16 protein-coding genes are annotated in these 14,109 nt (G+C 66.5%); 10 read left to right on the top strand and 6 right to left on the bottom strand.

Annotation, left to right across the window (positions count from 1 at the left end; all coding sequences use genetic code 11):
* Nucleotides 1-309 precede the first annotated feature (309 nt).
* From FIU89_RS01915 to FIU89_RS01900, 4 genes are all read right to left on the bottom strand, one after another.
* Nucleotides 310-861 (bottom strand): hypothetical protein, encoded by a 552-nt coding sequence (locus FIU89_RS01915; protein WP_152491047.1) that lies wholly within the window; start codon nucleotides 859-861, stop codon nucleotides 310-312.
* The gene (locus tag FIU89_RS01910; protein ID WP_152491046.1) at nucleotides 858-1,976 is read right to left on the bottom strand and encodes an exo-alpha-sialidase; all 1,119 of its coding nucleotides are present in this window, start codon (nucleotides 1,974-1,976) and stop codon (nucleotides 858-860) included. Before FIU89_RS01910 ends, FIU89_RS01915 begins: the two co-directional genes overlap by 4 nt.
* Nucleotides 1,977-1,980: 4 nt before the next feature.
* Nucleotides 1,981-2,964, bottom strand: a complete 984-nt coding sequence (locus tag FIU89_RS01905) for an NAD(P)H-quinone oxidoreductase (protein WP_152491045.1) — start codon at nucleotides 2,962-2,964, stop codon at nucleotides 1,981-1,983.
* Between the two features lie 233 nt (nucleotides 2,965-3,197).
* Nucleotides 3,198-3,881 carry a COQ9 family protein gene (locus FIU89_RS01900; protein ID WP_152491044.1) on the bottom strand — a complete coding sequence of 228 codons (684 nt, stop codon included), beginning with the start codon at nucleotides 3,879-3,881 and terminating at the stop codon, nucleotides 3,198-3,200.
* A gap of 126 nt (nucleotides 3,882-4,007) precedes the next feature.
* Between FIU89_RS01900 and rpsU the strand changes: the two genes are divergently transcribed.
* From rpsU to FIU89_RS01855, 9 genes are all read left to right on the top strand, one after another.
* A complete protein-coding gene (rpsU, locus tag FIU89_RS01895; protein WP_007818122.1) occupies nucleotides 4,008-4,214 on the top strand; it encodes a 30S ribosomal protein S21 in 207 nt (68 codons plus the stop codon).
* A 149-nt stretch (nucleotides 4,215-4,363) separates the two neighbouring features.
* Nucleotides 4,364-5,545 (top strand): 23S rRNA (adenine(2503)-C(2))-methyltransferase RlmN, encoded by a 1,182-nt coding sequence (gene rlmN / locus FIU89_RS01890; protein ID WP_152491043.1) that lies wholly within the window; start codon nucleotides 4,364-4,366, stop codon nucleotides 5,543-5,545.
* 143 nt (nucleotides 5,546-5,688) lie between these two features.
* Nucleotides 5,689-6,102, top strand: a complete 414-nt coding sequence (locus tag FIU89_RS01885) for a universal stress protein (protein ID WP_152491042.1) — start codon at nucleotides 5,689-5,691, stop codon at nucleotides 6,100-6,102.
* A gap of 192 nt (nucleotides 6,103-6,294) precedes the next feature.
* Nucleotides 6,295-8,535 (top strand): mechanosensitive ion channel domain-containing protein, encoded by a 2,241-nt coding sequence (locus FIU89_RS01880; RefSeq protein ID WP_152491041.1) that lies wholly within the window; start codon nucleotides 6,295-6,297, stop codon nucleotides 8,533-8,535.
* Between the two features lie 327 nt (nucleotides 8,536-8,862).
* Nucleotides 8,863-9,051 (top strand): hypothetical protein, encoded by a 189-nt coding sequence (locus tag FIU89_RS01875; protein WP_152491040.1) that lies wholly within the window; start codon nucleotides 8,863-8,865, stop codon nucleotides 9,049-9,051.
* Nucleotides 9,052-9,119: 68 nt separating this feature from the next.
* The gene (locus tag FIU89_RS01870) at nucleotides 9,120-9,992 is read left to right on the top strand and encodes an S-methyl-5'-thioadenosine phosphorylase (RefSeq protein ID WP_152491039.1); all 873 of its coding nucleotides are present in this window, start codon (nucleotides 9,120-9,122) and stop codon (nucleotides 9,990-9,992) included.
* 14 nt (nucleotides 9,993-10,006) lie between these two features.
* Entirely contained in the window at nucleotides 10,007-10,630 is a 624-nt protein-coding gene (locus FIU89_RS01865) for a LysE family translocator (RefSeq protein WP_152491038.1), read from the top strand.
* Nucleotides 10,627-11,907, top strand: a complete 1,281-nt coding sequence (locus FIU89_RS01860; protein ID WP_172977992.1) for a DoxX-like family protein — start codon at nucleotides 10,627-10,629, stop codon at nucleotides 11,905-11,907. Before FIU89_RS01865 ends, FIU89_RS01860 begins: the two co-directional genes overlap by 4 nt.
* Nucleotides 11,908-11,909: 2 nt before the next feature.
* Entirely contained in the window at nucleotides 11,910-12,383 is a 474-nt protein-coding gene (locus FIU89_RS01855) for a DUF2269 domain-containing protein (RefSeq protein ID WP_152491036.1), read from the top strand.
* Between the two features lie 5 nt (nucleotides 12,384-12,388).
* Here FIU89_RS01855 and FIU89_RS22150 read toward each other — a convergent pair whose 3' ends face one another.
* Nucleotides 12,389-12,556 carry a hypothetical protein gene (locus FIU89_RS22150; protein ID WP_172977405.1) on the bottom strand — a complete coding sequence of 56 codons (168 nt, stop codon included), beginning with the start codon at nucleotides 12,554-12,556 and terminating at the stop codon, nucleotides 12,389-12,391.
* Nucleotides 12,557-12,745: 189 nt separating this feature from the next.
* On the opposite strand from FIU89_RS22150, the gene FIU89_RS01850 reads away from it, so the two are divergent.
* Nucleotides 12,746-13,285, top strand: a complete 540-nt coding sequence (locus FIU89_RS01850) for an adenine phosphoribosyltransferase (protein WP_152491035.1) — start codon at nucleotides 12,746-12,748, stop codon at nucleotides 13,283-13,285.
* Here the strand turns inward: FIU89_RS01850 and FIU89_RS01845 are convergent.
* Nucleotides 13,282-14,100 (bottom strand): TIGR00730 family Rossman fold protein, encoded by an 819-nt coding sequence (locus FIU89_RS01845; RefSeq protein ID WP_152491034.1) that lies wholly within the window; start codon nucleotides 14,098-14,100, stop codon nucleotides 13,282-13,284. The genes FIU89_RS01850 and FIU89_RS01845 overlap by 4 nt on opposite strands.
* Between the last annotated feature and the right edge of the window lie 9 nt (nucleotides 14,101-14,109).

Raw genomic sequence — 14,109 nt, 5'->3', positions numbered from 1 at the left:
GTTGCGACCACCACGAATGACGGCAGTGCGGGACCTTGCTGCCGTTCACGACGGAGGCCATCGTCAGCCCCTGGGGTGGCGATCCGACGGCAATTCTGCAGCACTTTATCCCTGCCAAATACATCCTCGGAATGATCGGTGCGCTCTGACTCAGCCAAATCGCCAGCCCAAGGGAGGGGCTGACGATGGCCGGGCCGCTTCGCGGCTGTTAACCGGCTGGGGGCTCAAACCCAATGCCTCACAAGGGATCGAAACCGCCGTTGTCTTCGGTGTCCAATCCCCACCTGCAAAGACCACGCCCGCCCCTCCTCAAAACAGCCGCATCACCAGCACCACCGCCGCCACCGGCACCAAGAGCACATGCAGCACCATGTCGAACCAGTTGCTGCTGCCCCATCCCATCACCCAGGCCAACTGCCCCAGCACCGCCACCCCCGCCAGAAACCAGTTCCCCGTCACCAGCGCATAGACACACACCGCCAGCACCATCCCCGCCACCGGCCATGGGGCATAGCCCAAACGGTACACATCCACCGGAATCACCCCGAACGCGGAAGCCAGGAACGCCACGTAGGCACACAGGAACACCGCGATCACCACGCCAGAGAATCCCGGCACCTCGACGCCGACCGACACCGCCACATGCCGCAGCGCCAGCGCCGGCAGCATCACCCCGAACGGCGCCAGCACCGCCACCGCGCCACTCACCGCCACGGTATCGCGCCACAACACGCCGACCAGAACCGCGGCCACCAGCGCCAGCCCGGCGGCCAGCGAGGACGACAGCACCAGCCCGCTCAGCGCGAACACCACCCAGCCCAGCACCACCGCCACGCCCAAAGTCGCCCCGACGGCGCTCATTGCGCTGCCACCCAGGCACCGTTCAGCACATGCGCCCGAAGCCCCGTCTTGTTCCCCACCGAGTAGGCCAGCGCGATCTCTCCCCCGTCCAACCGCCGCAACATCGGGTACCGTGCCCCCGCCCCGTTCGGCTCAAGCTCCCGCAGGACGCGCCAGCTGTCTCCTTCATCGTCCGACAAGAGCAGCCGCAATCGGTCTCCCCCCTCGGGATCGTCATTCGCCGCCATCAGGATGCGGCCCCCGCCCAGGCCCAGCGCCGCCACCGGCGCGCTCCGGTTCGGCATATCCGAGGGCACCACCTCCGACCACGTTCTGCCGCCATCCTCCGAGTAGCTCGCCAACAGCCGCCCCGACGGCGCGAAATCCCGCAGCCACGCCACCGCCCGGGTCTCGCCCAAGGGCACCACCATCGGCTGGATCGGCTGACCCGCCCCCGCCATCCGCGCCGTGTCGCGCACCCGGCCGTCACGCCCGAACCGCACCAGCACCCCATGCGCCGCGCCCATCTCGAAATAGGCCGGCAACCCCATGCTCCCGCCGGCAAATTCCACCATCGGCGACTTCACCAGGTGCGAGCGGTTCAGGAATGGCGACAGGGTCAGCTTCCGCGCGGCCACAGGCCCGCCCGTCCCCATCTTCACATCGGCGACCGAGGCCATGGCCCAGCCGCCCACCGACACCACCGTCGCAAAAACATGCCCCGGCGCGGCCTCGTTCTCCACCGTGTTGCCCAGCGTCACCACCAACTGCGCCGGGTCCATCGCACGGCCCAGCGCGCCCCGCGTGATCCGCACATCCCGGCCCGTCCCGGCCCATCCCTCCGGCCCGCGCCGAAGTGAAACCCCGTGAATATCCACATCCGCCTGCGCCTCCGCCGAGCCTTCGAACCACAGCACGTCAAAGCCGCCGTCGGTCACCACCACCGACGCCGAATGCGCGTGTCCCGCGGCGACATCGTACTGGAACACCGTCTCGAAGCGCGGCGCCCCCGTCTCCGGCACCGCCTCCGGCACCGCGAAGCGCCAGACCGGCGGCACGTCCCGCGCCACCGCCCAGGCGCTCAGGCCCAGGCTCAGCGCCATCAGGCAAAGGATCGCCAACTGCGCCGCGCCCATCGCCTCAGCCCACCTTCAACACGATCTTGCCGATATGCGCGCTCGTCTCCATCCGCGCATGGGCCTCTGCGGCCTCCGCCAGCGGAAACTCCGAATCCATCACCGGCGCCACCCGCCCCGCCTCCAGCAATGGCCAGACCTCGCGCCGCAACTCCGCCGCGATCCGCGCCTTGGCCAGCCCGCTCTGGGGCCGCAGGGTCGAGCCGGTGACGGTCAGCCGCCGCGTCATCACTTGGGTAAAGTCCATCTCCACCTTCGGCCCCTGCAAAAAGGCGATCTGCACCAGCCGCCCCTCATCCGCCAGCGCGGCGATGTTCCGCGGCAGGTACGCGCCCCCCACCATGTCCAGAATCAGGTGCGCGCCCCCGCGCGCGCGCATCTCCTCCACGAAATCCGTCTCGCGATAGTTGAACGCCCGCTCCGCGCCCAATTCCTCGCACACCAGGCATTTCTCGTCCGTCCCTGCCGTCGCGAACACCCGCGCGCCCCGCGCCACGGCCAGCTGGATCGCCACCGTCCCGATCCCGCTCGATCCGCCATGCACCAGGAACCGCTCACCAGCCGTCAGCCGCCCCCGGCCGAACACGTTGGTCCACACGGTAAAGAACGTCTCCGGCAGGCACGCCGCCCGGTCCATCGACATGCCCCCGGGCACCGGCAGACAATGCGCGGCCTCCGTCACCACGGCTTCGGCATACCCGCCTCCCGGCACCAGCGCACAAACCCGGTCGCCCGCCTGCCATCCGGTCACGCCCGGCCCAAGCGCCGCGATCTCGCCCGACACTTCCAGCCCCGGCAACTTGCTCGCCCCCGGCGGCGGATCATACAACCCCGCCCGCTGCAACGCATCGGGCCGGTTCACCCCGGCATAGGCCACCCGGATCACCACCTCGCCATGCCCGGGCTCCGGCCAGTCCCGCTCGGCCAGCGCCAGCACCTCCGGCCCGCCCGGCGCGGTGATCTCGACAACCTTCATCCTGTCCGGCATCATCTTCCCCCCGTCGTCCCGTCGTACCAGCCCCCCCGGAAAAAGCAACAAACGGCACCAATCGGCACCGCTCCGAAGGCCTCCAAAGCCCCACCTCTTCCTCTGGCCATAAATATCCCCGCCGGAGGCTCCCGCGGATGCCACCGGGCGCACCGCCCGCCTGTACGTAGGGTGGGTGACAACCCACAGCCCCGGTGGGTGACAACCCACCGCTCCCACAAGGGAAAAACCCGCTACCGCGTCCAGCGCCCCGGCAATCCGCCGGTCCGCCCCGGCGCGGGCTTGCGGATCTTCGACAATACCGCCAGCGGTCCCGCCATCAACCCGCTCACGACCCGGTTCTCCCGCGCCTTCGCCTTGACCTTCTCGATCTGCATCACGTCCTCGATCCGCCGGTCCAGGAAATCCCAGGTCCGGGCGTGGCCCTCGCTCTCGTCGCCCAGCCAATAAAGCACCGTGGACGAATAAACCCCCGACAGGGTCGCGCGCTTGGTGTACCAGTTCACGTCGTCCGAGGTATCGCCCAGCGCCTCCCAGATCCTGTCGCAGGTGCCCCAGATCGCCCTGGCCCCGTCCACCGCGTGATGCGGCAGCGCAAACAGCGTCACCCCCCGGCGCACCAGTTCCTTGTCCTCGACCGCCTCCAGCCGAAAGCGCACGGCGGCCGCGACCCGCGCGCTGTACCACATCTGGCTCAGGTCCTCCTGTTCCATCCGCGCCAGCATGGCCGCGTCGCCTTCCTCGTGAAAGGCGAGCGCCAAATCCACCGCGCCCCGCGGGCAGGCGGCCTTGGCCACGCCCATGGAAAGCCCCGCATCCTCCACCGCGGCGCGGAACGTGGCCTCGCTCCACCCGTCAAAGGCCACATGCGGTTTCGCCGCCTCCAACAGCTGCGTTTTCACGTCGGGATCACTCATTCCGGGGCTCCTTTTCGTGCTGCGTCCGTGTCGCGCGTCTGCGCCTAGACAAACTAGAACGGCTTTGCTATACGGCCACTTCCTGCAAATTATGCAACTTTAACCTAGAAAGGTGGTGACAACCACATGCAGGTCAGTGTTCGCGACAACAATGTCGATCAGGCGCTTCGTGCCCTGAAAAAGAAACTGCAGCGTGAGGGCGTTTTTCGCGAGATGAAGCTTCGGCAACATTTCGAGAAACCGTCCGAGAAAAAAGCGCGCGAAAAGGCCGAGGCTATCCGCCGCGCCCGCAAGCTCGCACGCAAGAAGGCCCAGCGCGAAGGTCTCCTTTAAGACCCGCCGCCAGGGCCACACGCATTGTCATGACGACCCCCGGGCACCCGCTTCGGGGGTTTGTCTTTATTTCAGGGGGCACTCCCCCGTTTTGGAATCAGCCGCCCGCGCCTATATGATGGCGCAACGCCAACCCGATGAGACGTGCCATGACCGAATCTGCGCCCATCACCCAGGATGTCCTGACCATCCCCCGCAAGCTGCCCGAGGGGCCGATCAACCTTGTCGGCCTCACCCGCGACGCCCTGCGCGACACCCTGATCGCCCATGGCACCCCGGAAAAGCAGGCCAAGATGCGCGTGAACCAGATCTGGCAATGGATCTACCAGTGGGGCGTGCGCGACTTTGCCGCCATGACCAACCTCTCCAAGGCCTACCGCGCCGAACTGGCCGAGAAATTCGTCATCGACCTGCCCGAAATCGTCGACCGCCAGGTCAGCGCCGACGGCACCCGCAAGTACCTGGTGCGAATCGCAGGCGGCCACGAGGTCGAAACCGTCTATATCCCCGAGGAAGACCGCGGCACGCTCTGCATTTCCTCCCAGGTCGGCTGCACCCTCACCTGCTCGTTCTGCCACACCGGCACCCAGAAACTGGTGCGCAACCTTACGGCCGGTGAAATCATCGGCCAGGTCATGCTGGCGCGCGACGATCTCGATGAATGGCCCAAACCCGGCGTCGGCATGGGCACCGACGGCCCGCGCCTTCTGTCGAACATCGTGCTGATGGGCATGGGCGAGCCGCTCTACAATTTCGAAAACGTCCGCGACGCCATGAAAATCGCGATGGACGGCGAAGGCATCGCGCTCTCGCGCCGCCGCATCACGCTCTCGACCTCCGGCATCGTCCCGGAGATTCACAAGACGGCGCAGGAAATCGGCTGTATGCTCGCTGTCAGCTTCCACGCCACCACCGACGAGGTGCGCGACAAGCTGGTGCCGATCAACCGCAAATGGAACATCGCCGCTCTCCTGGATGCGCTCCGTGCCTATCCCAAGGCGTCCAATTCCGAGCGCATCACCTTCGAGTACGTGATGCTCAAGGACGTCAACGACAGCGACGAGGACGCCCGCCGCCTGGTGCAGCTGATCAAGGGCATCCCGGCCAAGATCAACCTCATTCCGTTCAACGAATGGCCCGGCGCTCCGCACCAGCGCTCCGACTGGGACCGGATCGAGAAATTCGCCGATATCATCTACAAGGCCGGCTACGCCTCGCCCATCCGCACCCCGCGGGGCGAGGACATCATGGCCGCCTGCGGCCAGCTCAAGTCCGCCACCGAACGCCAGCGCAAGTCCCGGCGCGAGATCGAGGCCGAGGCCGGCCTTTGAATTTCATCGCATCCCGGGCTTGACCCGGGATCACCGCCTCTCTTAAACCCCCGGACCAAGCCCCGGGGGATCATTGAGCCGACCTCCCTGCCACCCGCCATCCCGCCCGCTTTCGATCCACCACGCATAAACTGGAATACCCGATGGCCAAAGACGTCGAACTGCTCCTCTGCCCCGTGAACCTGCGTCACCTCGAAACCAACACCCGCGCCTATGACGAGGCCGTCTCGATGGCCAAACGCCGTCGCGCCAAGCTCATCGTGGCCACCGTCGCCCCGGAAATGGAACGCAACCTCAACATCCGCGACTCCGAGGCCTACTGGTCCCAGCAGCTGGCGAAGTTCCTCAGCGACAACCCGCCCGATGGCGTCCAGGTGGAAACCGTCGTGCGCAAGGGCGCGATCCACCGCCAGATCGTCAAGCTCGCGGACGAGCGCAAGGTCGACGTCATCGTGATGAACTCGGCCAACCCCAAGGTGCAGGACTACCTGCTCGGCACCACCGCCAGCCACGTCGTCACCCACGCCAAGTGCTCGGTCTACGTGGTCCGCGGCTGACGCACGCACCGGGACCGCCACGGCAACGGGCCCGCCGGCCCCCCCCACACCGGGTATTCGATCCCGGTCCGACCGGCCCTGGTGCCGCGGTTTCCCTCGGCACTGGCGTGGCCGTGCGCGCAAGGCCAAGGTTGCTGTCACCGCTCACAGTGCTAAGTCTCCGGCAAATCGAAGACCAGCACTGGACGACCCATGTATCTTTTGACCCGTATTCTGCTTGTGGCCGCGCTCGGCCTGTTTTTCCTCACCCCCGCCAGCGCGCAAGAGGCCAACGTGCCCTCTGCCGAGGCACAGCAACTCATTGATCTGCTCGAAAATCCCGAGGCCCGCGACGCGCTGATCCAATCGTTGCGCGGCGCGGCCGAAACCACCACCACCGAGGTCGTCGATCCCGAGGAAGACACCTCGATCGGGCGCCAGCTGGCCGATTTCACCAAGTCTTTCTTCGAGACCGCCGCCACGTCCGTCGGCTCCGCCCTGGGTGCGGTAATCGCCCTGCCCACCACGCTCCTGGCGCTCGATGGCGGGCAGCTCGACGTGTTGTGGGAGGCGCTTCAGGCGCTGGCCGTGGTCATCGTCGTCACCGTCGGGGCCTACCTCGTGCTGCGGGCCGGGGCGCGGCTGATCTATCGCCGCATGGGCGACAAGGCCCATGACTGGGGCTTCGTGCGCACCCTCGCGGTGGTCGCCGCCACCTGCCTCATCGACATCTTGGTGGTCCTCGCGGCCTGGGGCCTCGGCTATCTCGTCGCGCTTTATCTGTACGGCGAAACCGGCGTCATCGGCGTGCGCCAGACGCTCTATCTCAACGCCTTCCTGCTCGTCGGACTGGCCAAGGTGGCCATCCGCGCGGTTCTCGCACCCTCGACGCACGAACTGCGCTTCGTCGCCATCTCCGACGTCGCCGCCCGGCGCATGTCCTCGTGGTTCGGCGCCATCGCCTCGGTGATCGGCTATGGCCAGCTTCTTATCGTCCCCATCGTCAACCGGCAGGCCTCCTATGCCGCCGGGCGGGGCATCTCGACCCTGCTGGCCTTCATCGCCATCGCCATGGCCGCCATCCTGGTGGTGCGCTCGCGCAAGGACGTGGCGGGCTGGATCCTCGGCCCCGCCCCCGAAGAGCGGCCCAGCGCCCTGCGCTTCATCGGACGCAACTGGTACATCCCGGTGCTGCTCTACCTGGCGGGCCTCGCCGTCATCGTGGCCGCACGCCCCGACGGGCTGATCCTGCCGCTGCTGATCAGCTCGGCGCAGGTGGTCGGCATCATCATCCTCGGCGTGCTGATCTCGGGCGGGCTCTCGCGCTTCGCGGTGCGCGGCATGCACATGCCGATGAACGTCAGCAGCCGCATGCCCACGCTCGAGCCGCGGATCAACTCCCTTCTGGGCCGCGTGATCCAGGTCGTGCGCGTCTTCATCGTGATCGGCGTCCTGGCCTTCGCGCTCGACGCCATCGGCCTGTGGGACATCTCCGGCCTGATGCGCAGCGAGTTCGGCGTCTGGGCCGCCGGTGCCATCGTCAGCATCGCCTTCATCCTGCTGGCCGGCGCGATCCTGTGGCTGGCGCTGGTGTCATGGGTCGACTACCGCCTGAACCCCGAGTTCGGCTCTGCCCCAACCTCGCGCGAGATCACGCTGCTGACGCTTCTGCGCAACGCCGCCACCATCGCGCTCATGGTCATCATCGTGATGTTCGTGCTGGCCGAGCTTGGGGTCGACATCGCCCCGCTCATCGCCTCCGCCGGTGTGCTCGGCCTGGCGATCGGTTTCGGCGCGCAGAAAATGGTGCAGGACATCATCACCGGCATCTTCATCCAGTTCGAGAACGCCATCAACGTGGGCGACGTGGTGACGCTTGGCGGCACCACCGGCACGGTCGAGAAACTGACCATCCGCTCGGTCACCCTGCGCGACGTGCACGCCGTCGTTCACCTGATCCCGTTCTCCTCCGTGGACATGGTGTCGAACTACGTGCGCGATTATTCCTACTTCGTCGCGGATGTGGGCATCGCCTACCGAGAGAACGTCAACGACGGCAAGGACGCCATGGTCGACGCCTTCGAGGAACTGCGCGCCAGCGAAGCCGGCGAGAACATCACCGGCGATCTGGAATGGTTCGGCGTCCAGTCCCTGGGCGACAGCGCCGTGGTCCTGCGCGCCCGGATCAAGACCGTTCCGGGCACGCAATGGGGTACCGGCCGCGCCTTCAACGAGATCTGCAAGCGGATCATGGACGAACGCGGCATCGAGATCCCCTTCCCGCACCAGACCATCTATTTCGGCGAGGACAAGAACGGCGCCGCCACCCACCTGCGCCTCGACCGCGCCGCGGACGACGCCAGAACAATCGAAGGGTCCAGCCAGGCTCCGGCGCAGGACACCAAGAAAACCCAGGATCCCCATCTCGACATGGAAGACGACGCAGACGTCTGACGGGGGCGGCCCGCACAACACGGTCGGACGCATTCTCCACGCGGAGAATGCCCCGGAGAATGCGCATTTTCCGGGCGCGGAAATTTTGAAATTTCCGCACCGCCCCGTGCGGTTCGTCAAGCCGCCAAACGTGCGAAAATCGCACCGTCGTCATACCACCCGGATACCGACGCGATACCGACGTCCCGTTTCGGCGCCCTGACCCGCCGTTAACCATTCTGTCAGCAATTTGCAGAAATCTTCTCCGCGCCACATTTCGGCACGATTGTTGCCACGTGCCGTGAATATCGCTGTTTCATCAACCTATTTGTGGAAGGGTAGGAAACGATGGGATTTGAGACCAAGAACGACATCCGCAACTTCGTCATGCGCGAACGCGAACTCTGCGTCTCCGACCGGGAATGGAAGTTCCGGCTGCGCGGCTACGGCTTTGCCATCCGCGACACCGACGAGGGCCGCATAATCACCTCGCTGACCGGCCGCGGCGATCTCTGCACGCTGGGCGCCGGCGCCTGATAGATCCCGTTCAGGGTTGAATTTCCGCGCCGCACGGTATTCGCTGTGGCAAAGCGGAAAGGACATCCATGACATCGTATCTCGGCGTGATCGGGGGCTCGGGCCTCTATGAAATAGAGGGCCTGCAACACCCCGAATGGGTCACGGTGGACACCCCCTGGGGCGCACCCTCCGACCAGGTCCTGACCGGGATGCTGGGCGACACCTACATGGCCTTCCTGCCCCGTCACGGGCGCGGCCACGTGCATTCGCCCTCGACGGTGCCCTACCGCGCCAATATCGACGCGCTGAAACGCATCGGCGCGACCGACATCGTCAGCGTCTCCGCCTGCGGCTCGTTCCGCGAAGACATGGCGCCCGGCGATTTTGTCATTGTGGATCAATTCATTGACCGCACCGTCGCCCGCGAGAAATCCTTCTTCGGCCAGGGCTGCGTCGCCCATGTCAGCGTGGCCCACCCCACCTGTCCGCGCCTCGGGTCGGCCTGCGCCGCGGCCGCCCGCGCCGCCGGCGTGACGGTCCATGACATCGGGACCTACCTCGCCATGGAAGGCCCGCAATTCAGCACGCTGGCGGAATCGAAAATGTACCGCGAAAGCTGGGGCGCCGACGTGATCGGCATGACCAACATGCCCGAGGCCAAGCTCGCCCGCGAGGCCGAGCTTTGCTACGCCTCCGTCGCCATGATCACCGACTATGACAGCTGGCACCCCGACCACGGAGAGGTCGACGTCACGCAGATCATCGCCACCCTTCTCGGCAACGCCGACAAGGCCCGCGACATGGTCGCCCGCCTGCCCGCGCTGCTGGGGTCCGAGGACCGCGAGCCCTGTCCCCATGGCTGCGACCGCGCGCTGGAACACGCCATCCTCACCGCCCCCGAGGCCCGCGACCCGGCCCTGGTGGCGCGTCTCGACGCCGTCGCGGGCCGCGTCCTTTAGAAAGGCTTAACCCGATGCCCCTAGATCTCTGGCTGACATTCGTGGCGGCGACCCTCGCGCTTTTGTTCATCCCCGGCCCGACCGTGCTTCTGGTCCTGTCCTACGCTCTCAGCCAGGGCAAGCGAATCGCCGTCGCCTCCGCCACCGGTGTGGCCCTTGGCGATCTCGTGGCGATGACCGCGTCCCTTCTGGGGCTCGGCGCATTGGTGCTGGCCTCGGCCACGCTCTTTACAGTGCTGAAATGGATCGGCGCGGCATATCTGGTGTATCTCGGCATCAAACTGTTGCGCAGCCCGCCCAGCACCGGGCTGGATCACACGACCGCCGCGAAACCCGCCAGCGGCGTCTTCTGGCACGCCGCCGCGGTCACCGCGCTGAACCCCAAATCCATCGCCTTCTTCATCGCCTTCGTGCCGCAATTCGTCAGCGTCGACAGGGCTTTGGCCCCGCAATTCGCCATCCTGATCGCCACCTTCGTGGGTCTCGCCTGGCTCAACGCGCTGATCTATGCGATCCTGGCCGACCGCCTGCGCCAGACCATCGGGCGGCCTTCGGTCATCACCTGGCTCACCCGCGGCGGCGGCGCGGCGCTCGTGGGCATGGGCGTGATGACAGCCGCCCTGCGCCGCACCGCGTGAGCGCCGCGCCCGGCACCGTCCTCGTCCTCGGGGCCGATGGATTTATCGGCCGCCACCTCGCCTACGGTCTCCGCGACGCGGGCTGGAACGTGCGCGCCTGCGCCCGCCGCACCGCACGCCTAGAACGCATGGGGTTCGAGACACTGAAGGTCGACCTCACCGACCCCCAGGCCCACGACCCAGCCTTCTGGCGCAGCCGCCTCTCCAGTGTCACCCACTTCGTCAACAGCGCCGGCGTCCTCGACGCGCCCGAGCCCATCTACACCGCCGTCCACGTCAGCGCCCCGGAGGCGCTTTACGCTGCGCTGCCCGACGCGCAGGGCTTGCTCATTTCCGCCGTCGGCATCGACGGCGCCGCCACCGACTTTGCCCGGTACCGTCACGCGGGCGAGAAAATCGCCTCGGATCATGACGTTACCATCCTCCGCGTCGGGCTGGTGCTGGGCGAAACCTCCTATGGCGGCTCGTCGCTCGCCCGCGCTCTGGCCGCCCTGCCGGTCGTCACCCCGGTCGTCGGCGACGGGCAACAGACGTTCAACCCGATCCACGCCGCCGACCTTGCCCGCGCCGTCGATCACCTGCTGCGCCATCCCCCCGGCCCCGGCCCGCATGACATCGGCGGTCCCGAGACGGTAACCCAGGCCGGGATGCTGCACTCCCTCCGCGCCTGGTTCGGCCTGCCCTCCACCCGCCTGTTACGCCTGCCTGTCGGGCTTGCCAAAGCCATGGGCCGGATTGGCGACGCCATGCGCCTCGGCCCGATCTCCGCCACTTCGGTCGCGCAACTCCAGAACGGCGTCCTGGCCGACCATGCCAAGCTGACCGAGACCCTGCCGGACAAACCCCGCGGCCTCTCGAACTTCCTCGACAGCCGCCCGGCCGGCACACAGGATCTCTGGCATGCCCGCCTCTACCTCGCCCGCCCGGCCCTGCGCATCGTGCTGGCCCTTCTGTGGCTGGCCTCCGGCTTCTTGGGCCTGTTCCTGCCACGCGCCGATTTCCTGCCCCTGATCCCTGACACGACCCTCCCGGACGCAGCCCTCGTCGCGATGGCCCGTCTGGGCGGCCTCCTGGACCTTGCCCTCGCCGCTGCCCTTTTCCGCGGCTGGCGCCCCCGATTGGTCGCCGGGCTTCAGGCGGCGCTGGTCCTCTCCTACACCCTCGCCTTCACGATCCTTGCCCCGGGCCTGTGGCTGCTGCCCCTGGGCGGACTGCTCAAGAACCTGCCCATCCTCGCCCTCATCTCGGTCCACGCCATCCTCGAAGACGAGCGCTGACGATGGACCCCTACCTGATCACCAAATGGCTCCATATCCTCAGCTCAACCGTCCTCTTCGGTACCGGCATCGGCACCGCGTTCCAGATGGTCTGGGCGATGCGCACGGGCCGCGTGCAGACAATCCATTCCGTCGCCTCTGGCGTGGTGTTGGCCGACTGGCTCTTCACCACCCCCGCCGGGATCGTGCAGCCGCTCACCGGCCTTGCGCTCATCCACATGGCAGGCTTCGACCCCTTCGCACCGTGGCTCCTGGCGACCTACGCTCTGTACGTGCTGGCCTTCCTCTGCTGGGCGCCCGTCGTGCGCCTGCAAATCCGCATCCGCGACCTCGCCGCCGAGGCCCTGCGCACCGACGCCCCCCTGCCGCAGGCCGCGCACCGCGCCTACCGCCTCTGGTTCGCCCTCGGCTGGCCCGCCTTCGCGGCGCTGACATGGGTCTTCTGGCTGATGGTCACGAAACCCGCGCTGTGGTAGGCGCGTCAGCTGTTCTTCTTGATGAATTTCCGGATGAACCCGCGGATTTCCCGAGCCGCGCTGGTGTCCATCTCCTTGCACAGCTCGATGAACGTGTCGCGGTCATCCTTGTTCAGCCGCAGGATCAGCTGGCTGTCTTTCTTCCCGGCTTTCTTGTCGTCACTCTTGGCCACGAGAGCTCCTGATTTGCGTTTTCCGTCACCGGCTCGCCAAGGTATATACAAAGCATATGCAGCCTTGGCAAACCCTCTTGCATATCAATTCCCTGACCTCCGAAACCGTGCCGATCCCAGCCAAACCTTGCGATTTTGCGCCAGTTGCGCCAAACGCAAGAGCGGACAGGCCCAACCGGAGACACCGCCATGCCCAACGCGAAAACGGTCAAGGATTACATCCGCACAATCGTCGACTTCCCGCATGAAGGCATCATGTTCCGCGATGTCACCACGCTCTTTGCCGACCCGCGCGGACTGCGCCTTGCGGTGGATCAGTTGCTGCATCCCTACGCCGGTATGGCAATCGACAAGGTCGCGGGGCTCGAGGCGCGCGGCTTCATCCTCGGTGGCGCCGTGGCGCACCAGCTGGGCAAGGGATTCGTGCCGATCCGCAAGAAGGGCAAGCTGCCCGGCAAGGTGATTTCCGAGGAGTACCTGCTGGAATACGGCGAGGCCATCGTCGAGATCCACGACGACGCCATCACCCCCGGCGAAAAGGTCCTGCTGGTCGATGACCTTCTGGCCACCGGCGGCACCGCCGAGGCGGGTATCAAGCTGATCGAACGGCTGGGCGGCGAGATCGTCGGCTGCGCCTTCGTCATCGACCTGCCCGAACTGGGCGGGCGCAAACGGATCGAGGCGCTCGGCATGGACGTCCACACCCTCTGCGAATTCGACGGGGCCTAAAGCTCTTCGTACCAATCGTCGATGATCTTCACCGCCTCCTCGGCGCTTTCGACAAACTGAAAGAGGTCGAGGTCCTCGGCGCTGATCGTTCCGGCCTCCGACAGCGCCTCCCAGTTGATGATCTTGCGCCAGAACTCCTCGCCGAAAAGCAGGAACGGCACACGTTTCATCCGGTCCGTCTGGATCAGCGTCAGCGCCTCGAACATCTCGTCCAGCGTCCCGAACCCGCCGGGGAAACAGCAGATCGCCTTCGCGCGCATCAGGAAATGCATCTTGCGAATGGCGAAGTAATGGAAGTTGAAGCACAGCCCCGGCGTCACGTATTCGTTCGGCGCCTGCTCGTGCGGCAGCACGATGTTCAGCCCGATCGACGTACCGCCTGCATCGGCCGCCCCGCGGTTGCCCGCCTCCATCACGCCGGGCCCGCCGCCCGTCGCCACGACGAACTCGCGCCCGTAGCTCTGCATCGACTTTTCGGTCAGCATCTTCGCAAAGCTGCGCGCCTCGTCATAAAACCGCGACAGCTCCGCCAGCGTCTCGGTCCGCGCGGTGTCCTTGACCGCTGGTTCGGGAATCCGCGCACCGCCGAACAGGACAACCGTGCTTTCGATGCCGCGTTCGTTCAGGATCATCTCGGGCTTCAGTAATTCCAGCTGCAACCGCACGGGCCGCAGCTCGTCGCGACACAGGAAATCGTCATCGGCAAAGGCCAGCCTGTAGGCCGGCGCACGGGTCTGCGGCGTGTCGGGCACCTGCTCGGCGGTGTTGCGGTCGGAATGCGCGTCCCGAAACTGGCTATTGCGGTCGTCTTTCATCCTGAACTT

Source organism: Roseovarius sp. THAF27, assembly GCF_009363655.1.
Lineage (GTDB): Bacteria > Pseudomonadota > Alphaproteobacteria > Rhodobacterales > Rhodobacteraceae > Roseovarius.
This window is presented reverse-complemented; position numbering and strand designations above follow the sequence as displayed.

Bases quoted from the DNA above. Each gene is read 5' to 3' on its own strand.
- FIU89_RS01915 (WP_152491047.1), bottom strand. From the start codon at position 861: ATGAGCGCCGTCGGGGCGACTTTGGGCGTGGCGGTGGTGCTGGGCTGG.
- FIU89_RS01910 (WP_152491046.1), bottom strand. From the start codon at position 1,976: ATGGGCGCGGCGCAGTTGGCGATCCTTTGCCTGATGGCGCTGAGCCTG.
- FIU89_RS01905 (WP_152491045.1), bottom strand. From the start codon at position 2,964: ATGCCGGACAGGATGAAGGTTGTCGAGATCACCGCGCCGGGCGGGCCG.
- FIU89_RS01900 (WP_152491044.1), bottom strand. From the start codon at position 3,881: ATGAGTGATCCCGACGTGAAAACGCAGCTGTTGGAGGCGGCGAAACCG.
- rpsU (WP_007818122.1), top strand. From the start codon at position 4,008: ATGCAGGTCAGTGTTCGCGACAACAATGTCGATCAGGCGCTTCGTGCC.
- rlmN (WP_152491043.1), top strand. From the start codon at position 4,364: ATGACCGAATCTGCGCCCATCACCCAGGATGTCCTGACCATCCCCCGC.
- FIU89_RS01885 (WP_152491042.1), top strand. From the start codon at position 5,689: ATGGCCAAAGACGTCGAACTGCTCCTCTGCCCCGTGAACCTGCGTCAC.
- FIU89_RS01880 (WP_152491041.1), top strand. From the start codon at position 6,295: ATGTATCTTTTGACCCGTATTCTGCTTGTGGCCGCGCTCGGCCTGTTT.
- FIU89_RS01875 (WP_152491040.1), top strand. From the start codon at position 8,863: ATGGGATTTGAGACCAAGAACGACATCCGCAACTTCGTCATGCGCGAA.
- FIU89_RS01870 (WP_152491039.1), top strand. From the start codon at position 9,120: ATGACATCGTATCTCGGCGTGATCGGGGGCTCGGGCCTCTATGAAATA.
- FIU89_RS01865 (WP_152491038.1), top strand. From the start codon at position 10,007: ATGCCCCTAGATCTCTGGCTGACATTCGTGGCGGCGACCCTCGCGCTT.
- FIU89_RS01855 (WP_152491036.1), top strand. From the start codon at position 11,910: ATGGACCCCTACCTGATCACCAAATGGCTCCATATCCTCAGCTCAACC.
- FIU89_RS01850 (WP_152491035.1), top strand. From the start codon at position 12,746: ATGCCCAACGCGAAAACGGTCAAGGATTACATCCGCACAATCGTCGAC.
- FIU89_RS01845 (WP_152491034.1), bottom strand. From the start codon at position 14,100: ATGAAAGACGACCGCAATAGCCAGTTTCGGGACGCGCATTCCGACCGC.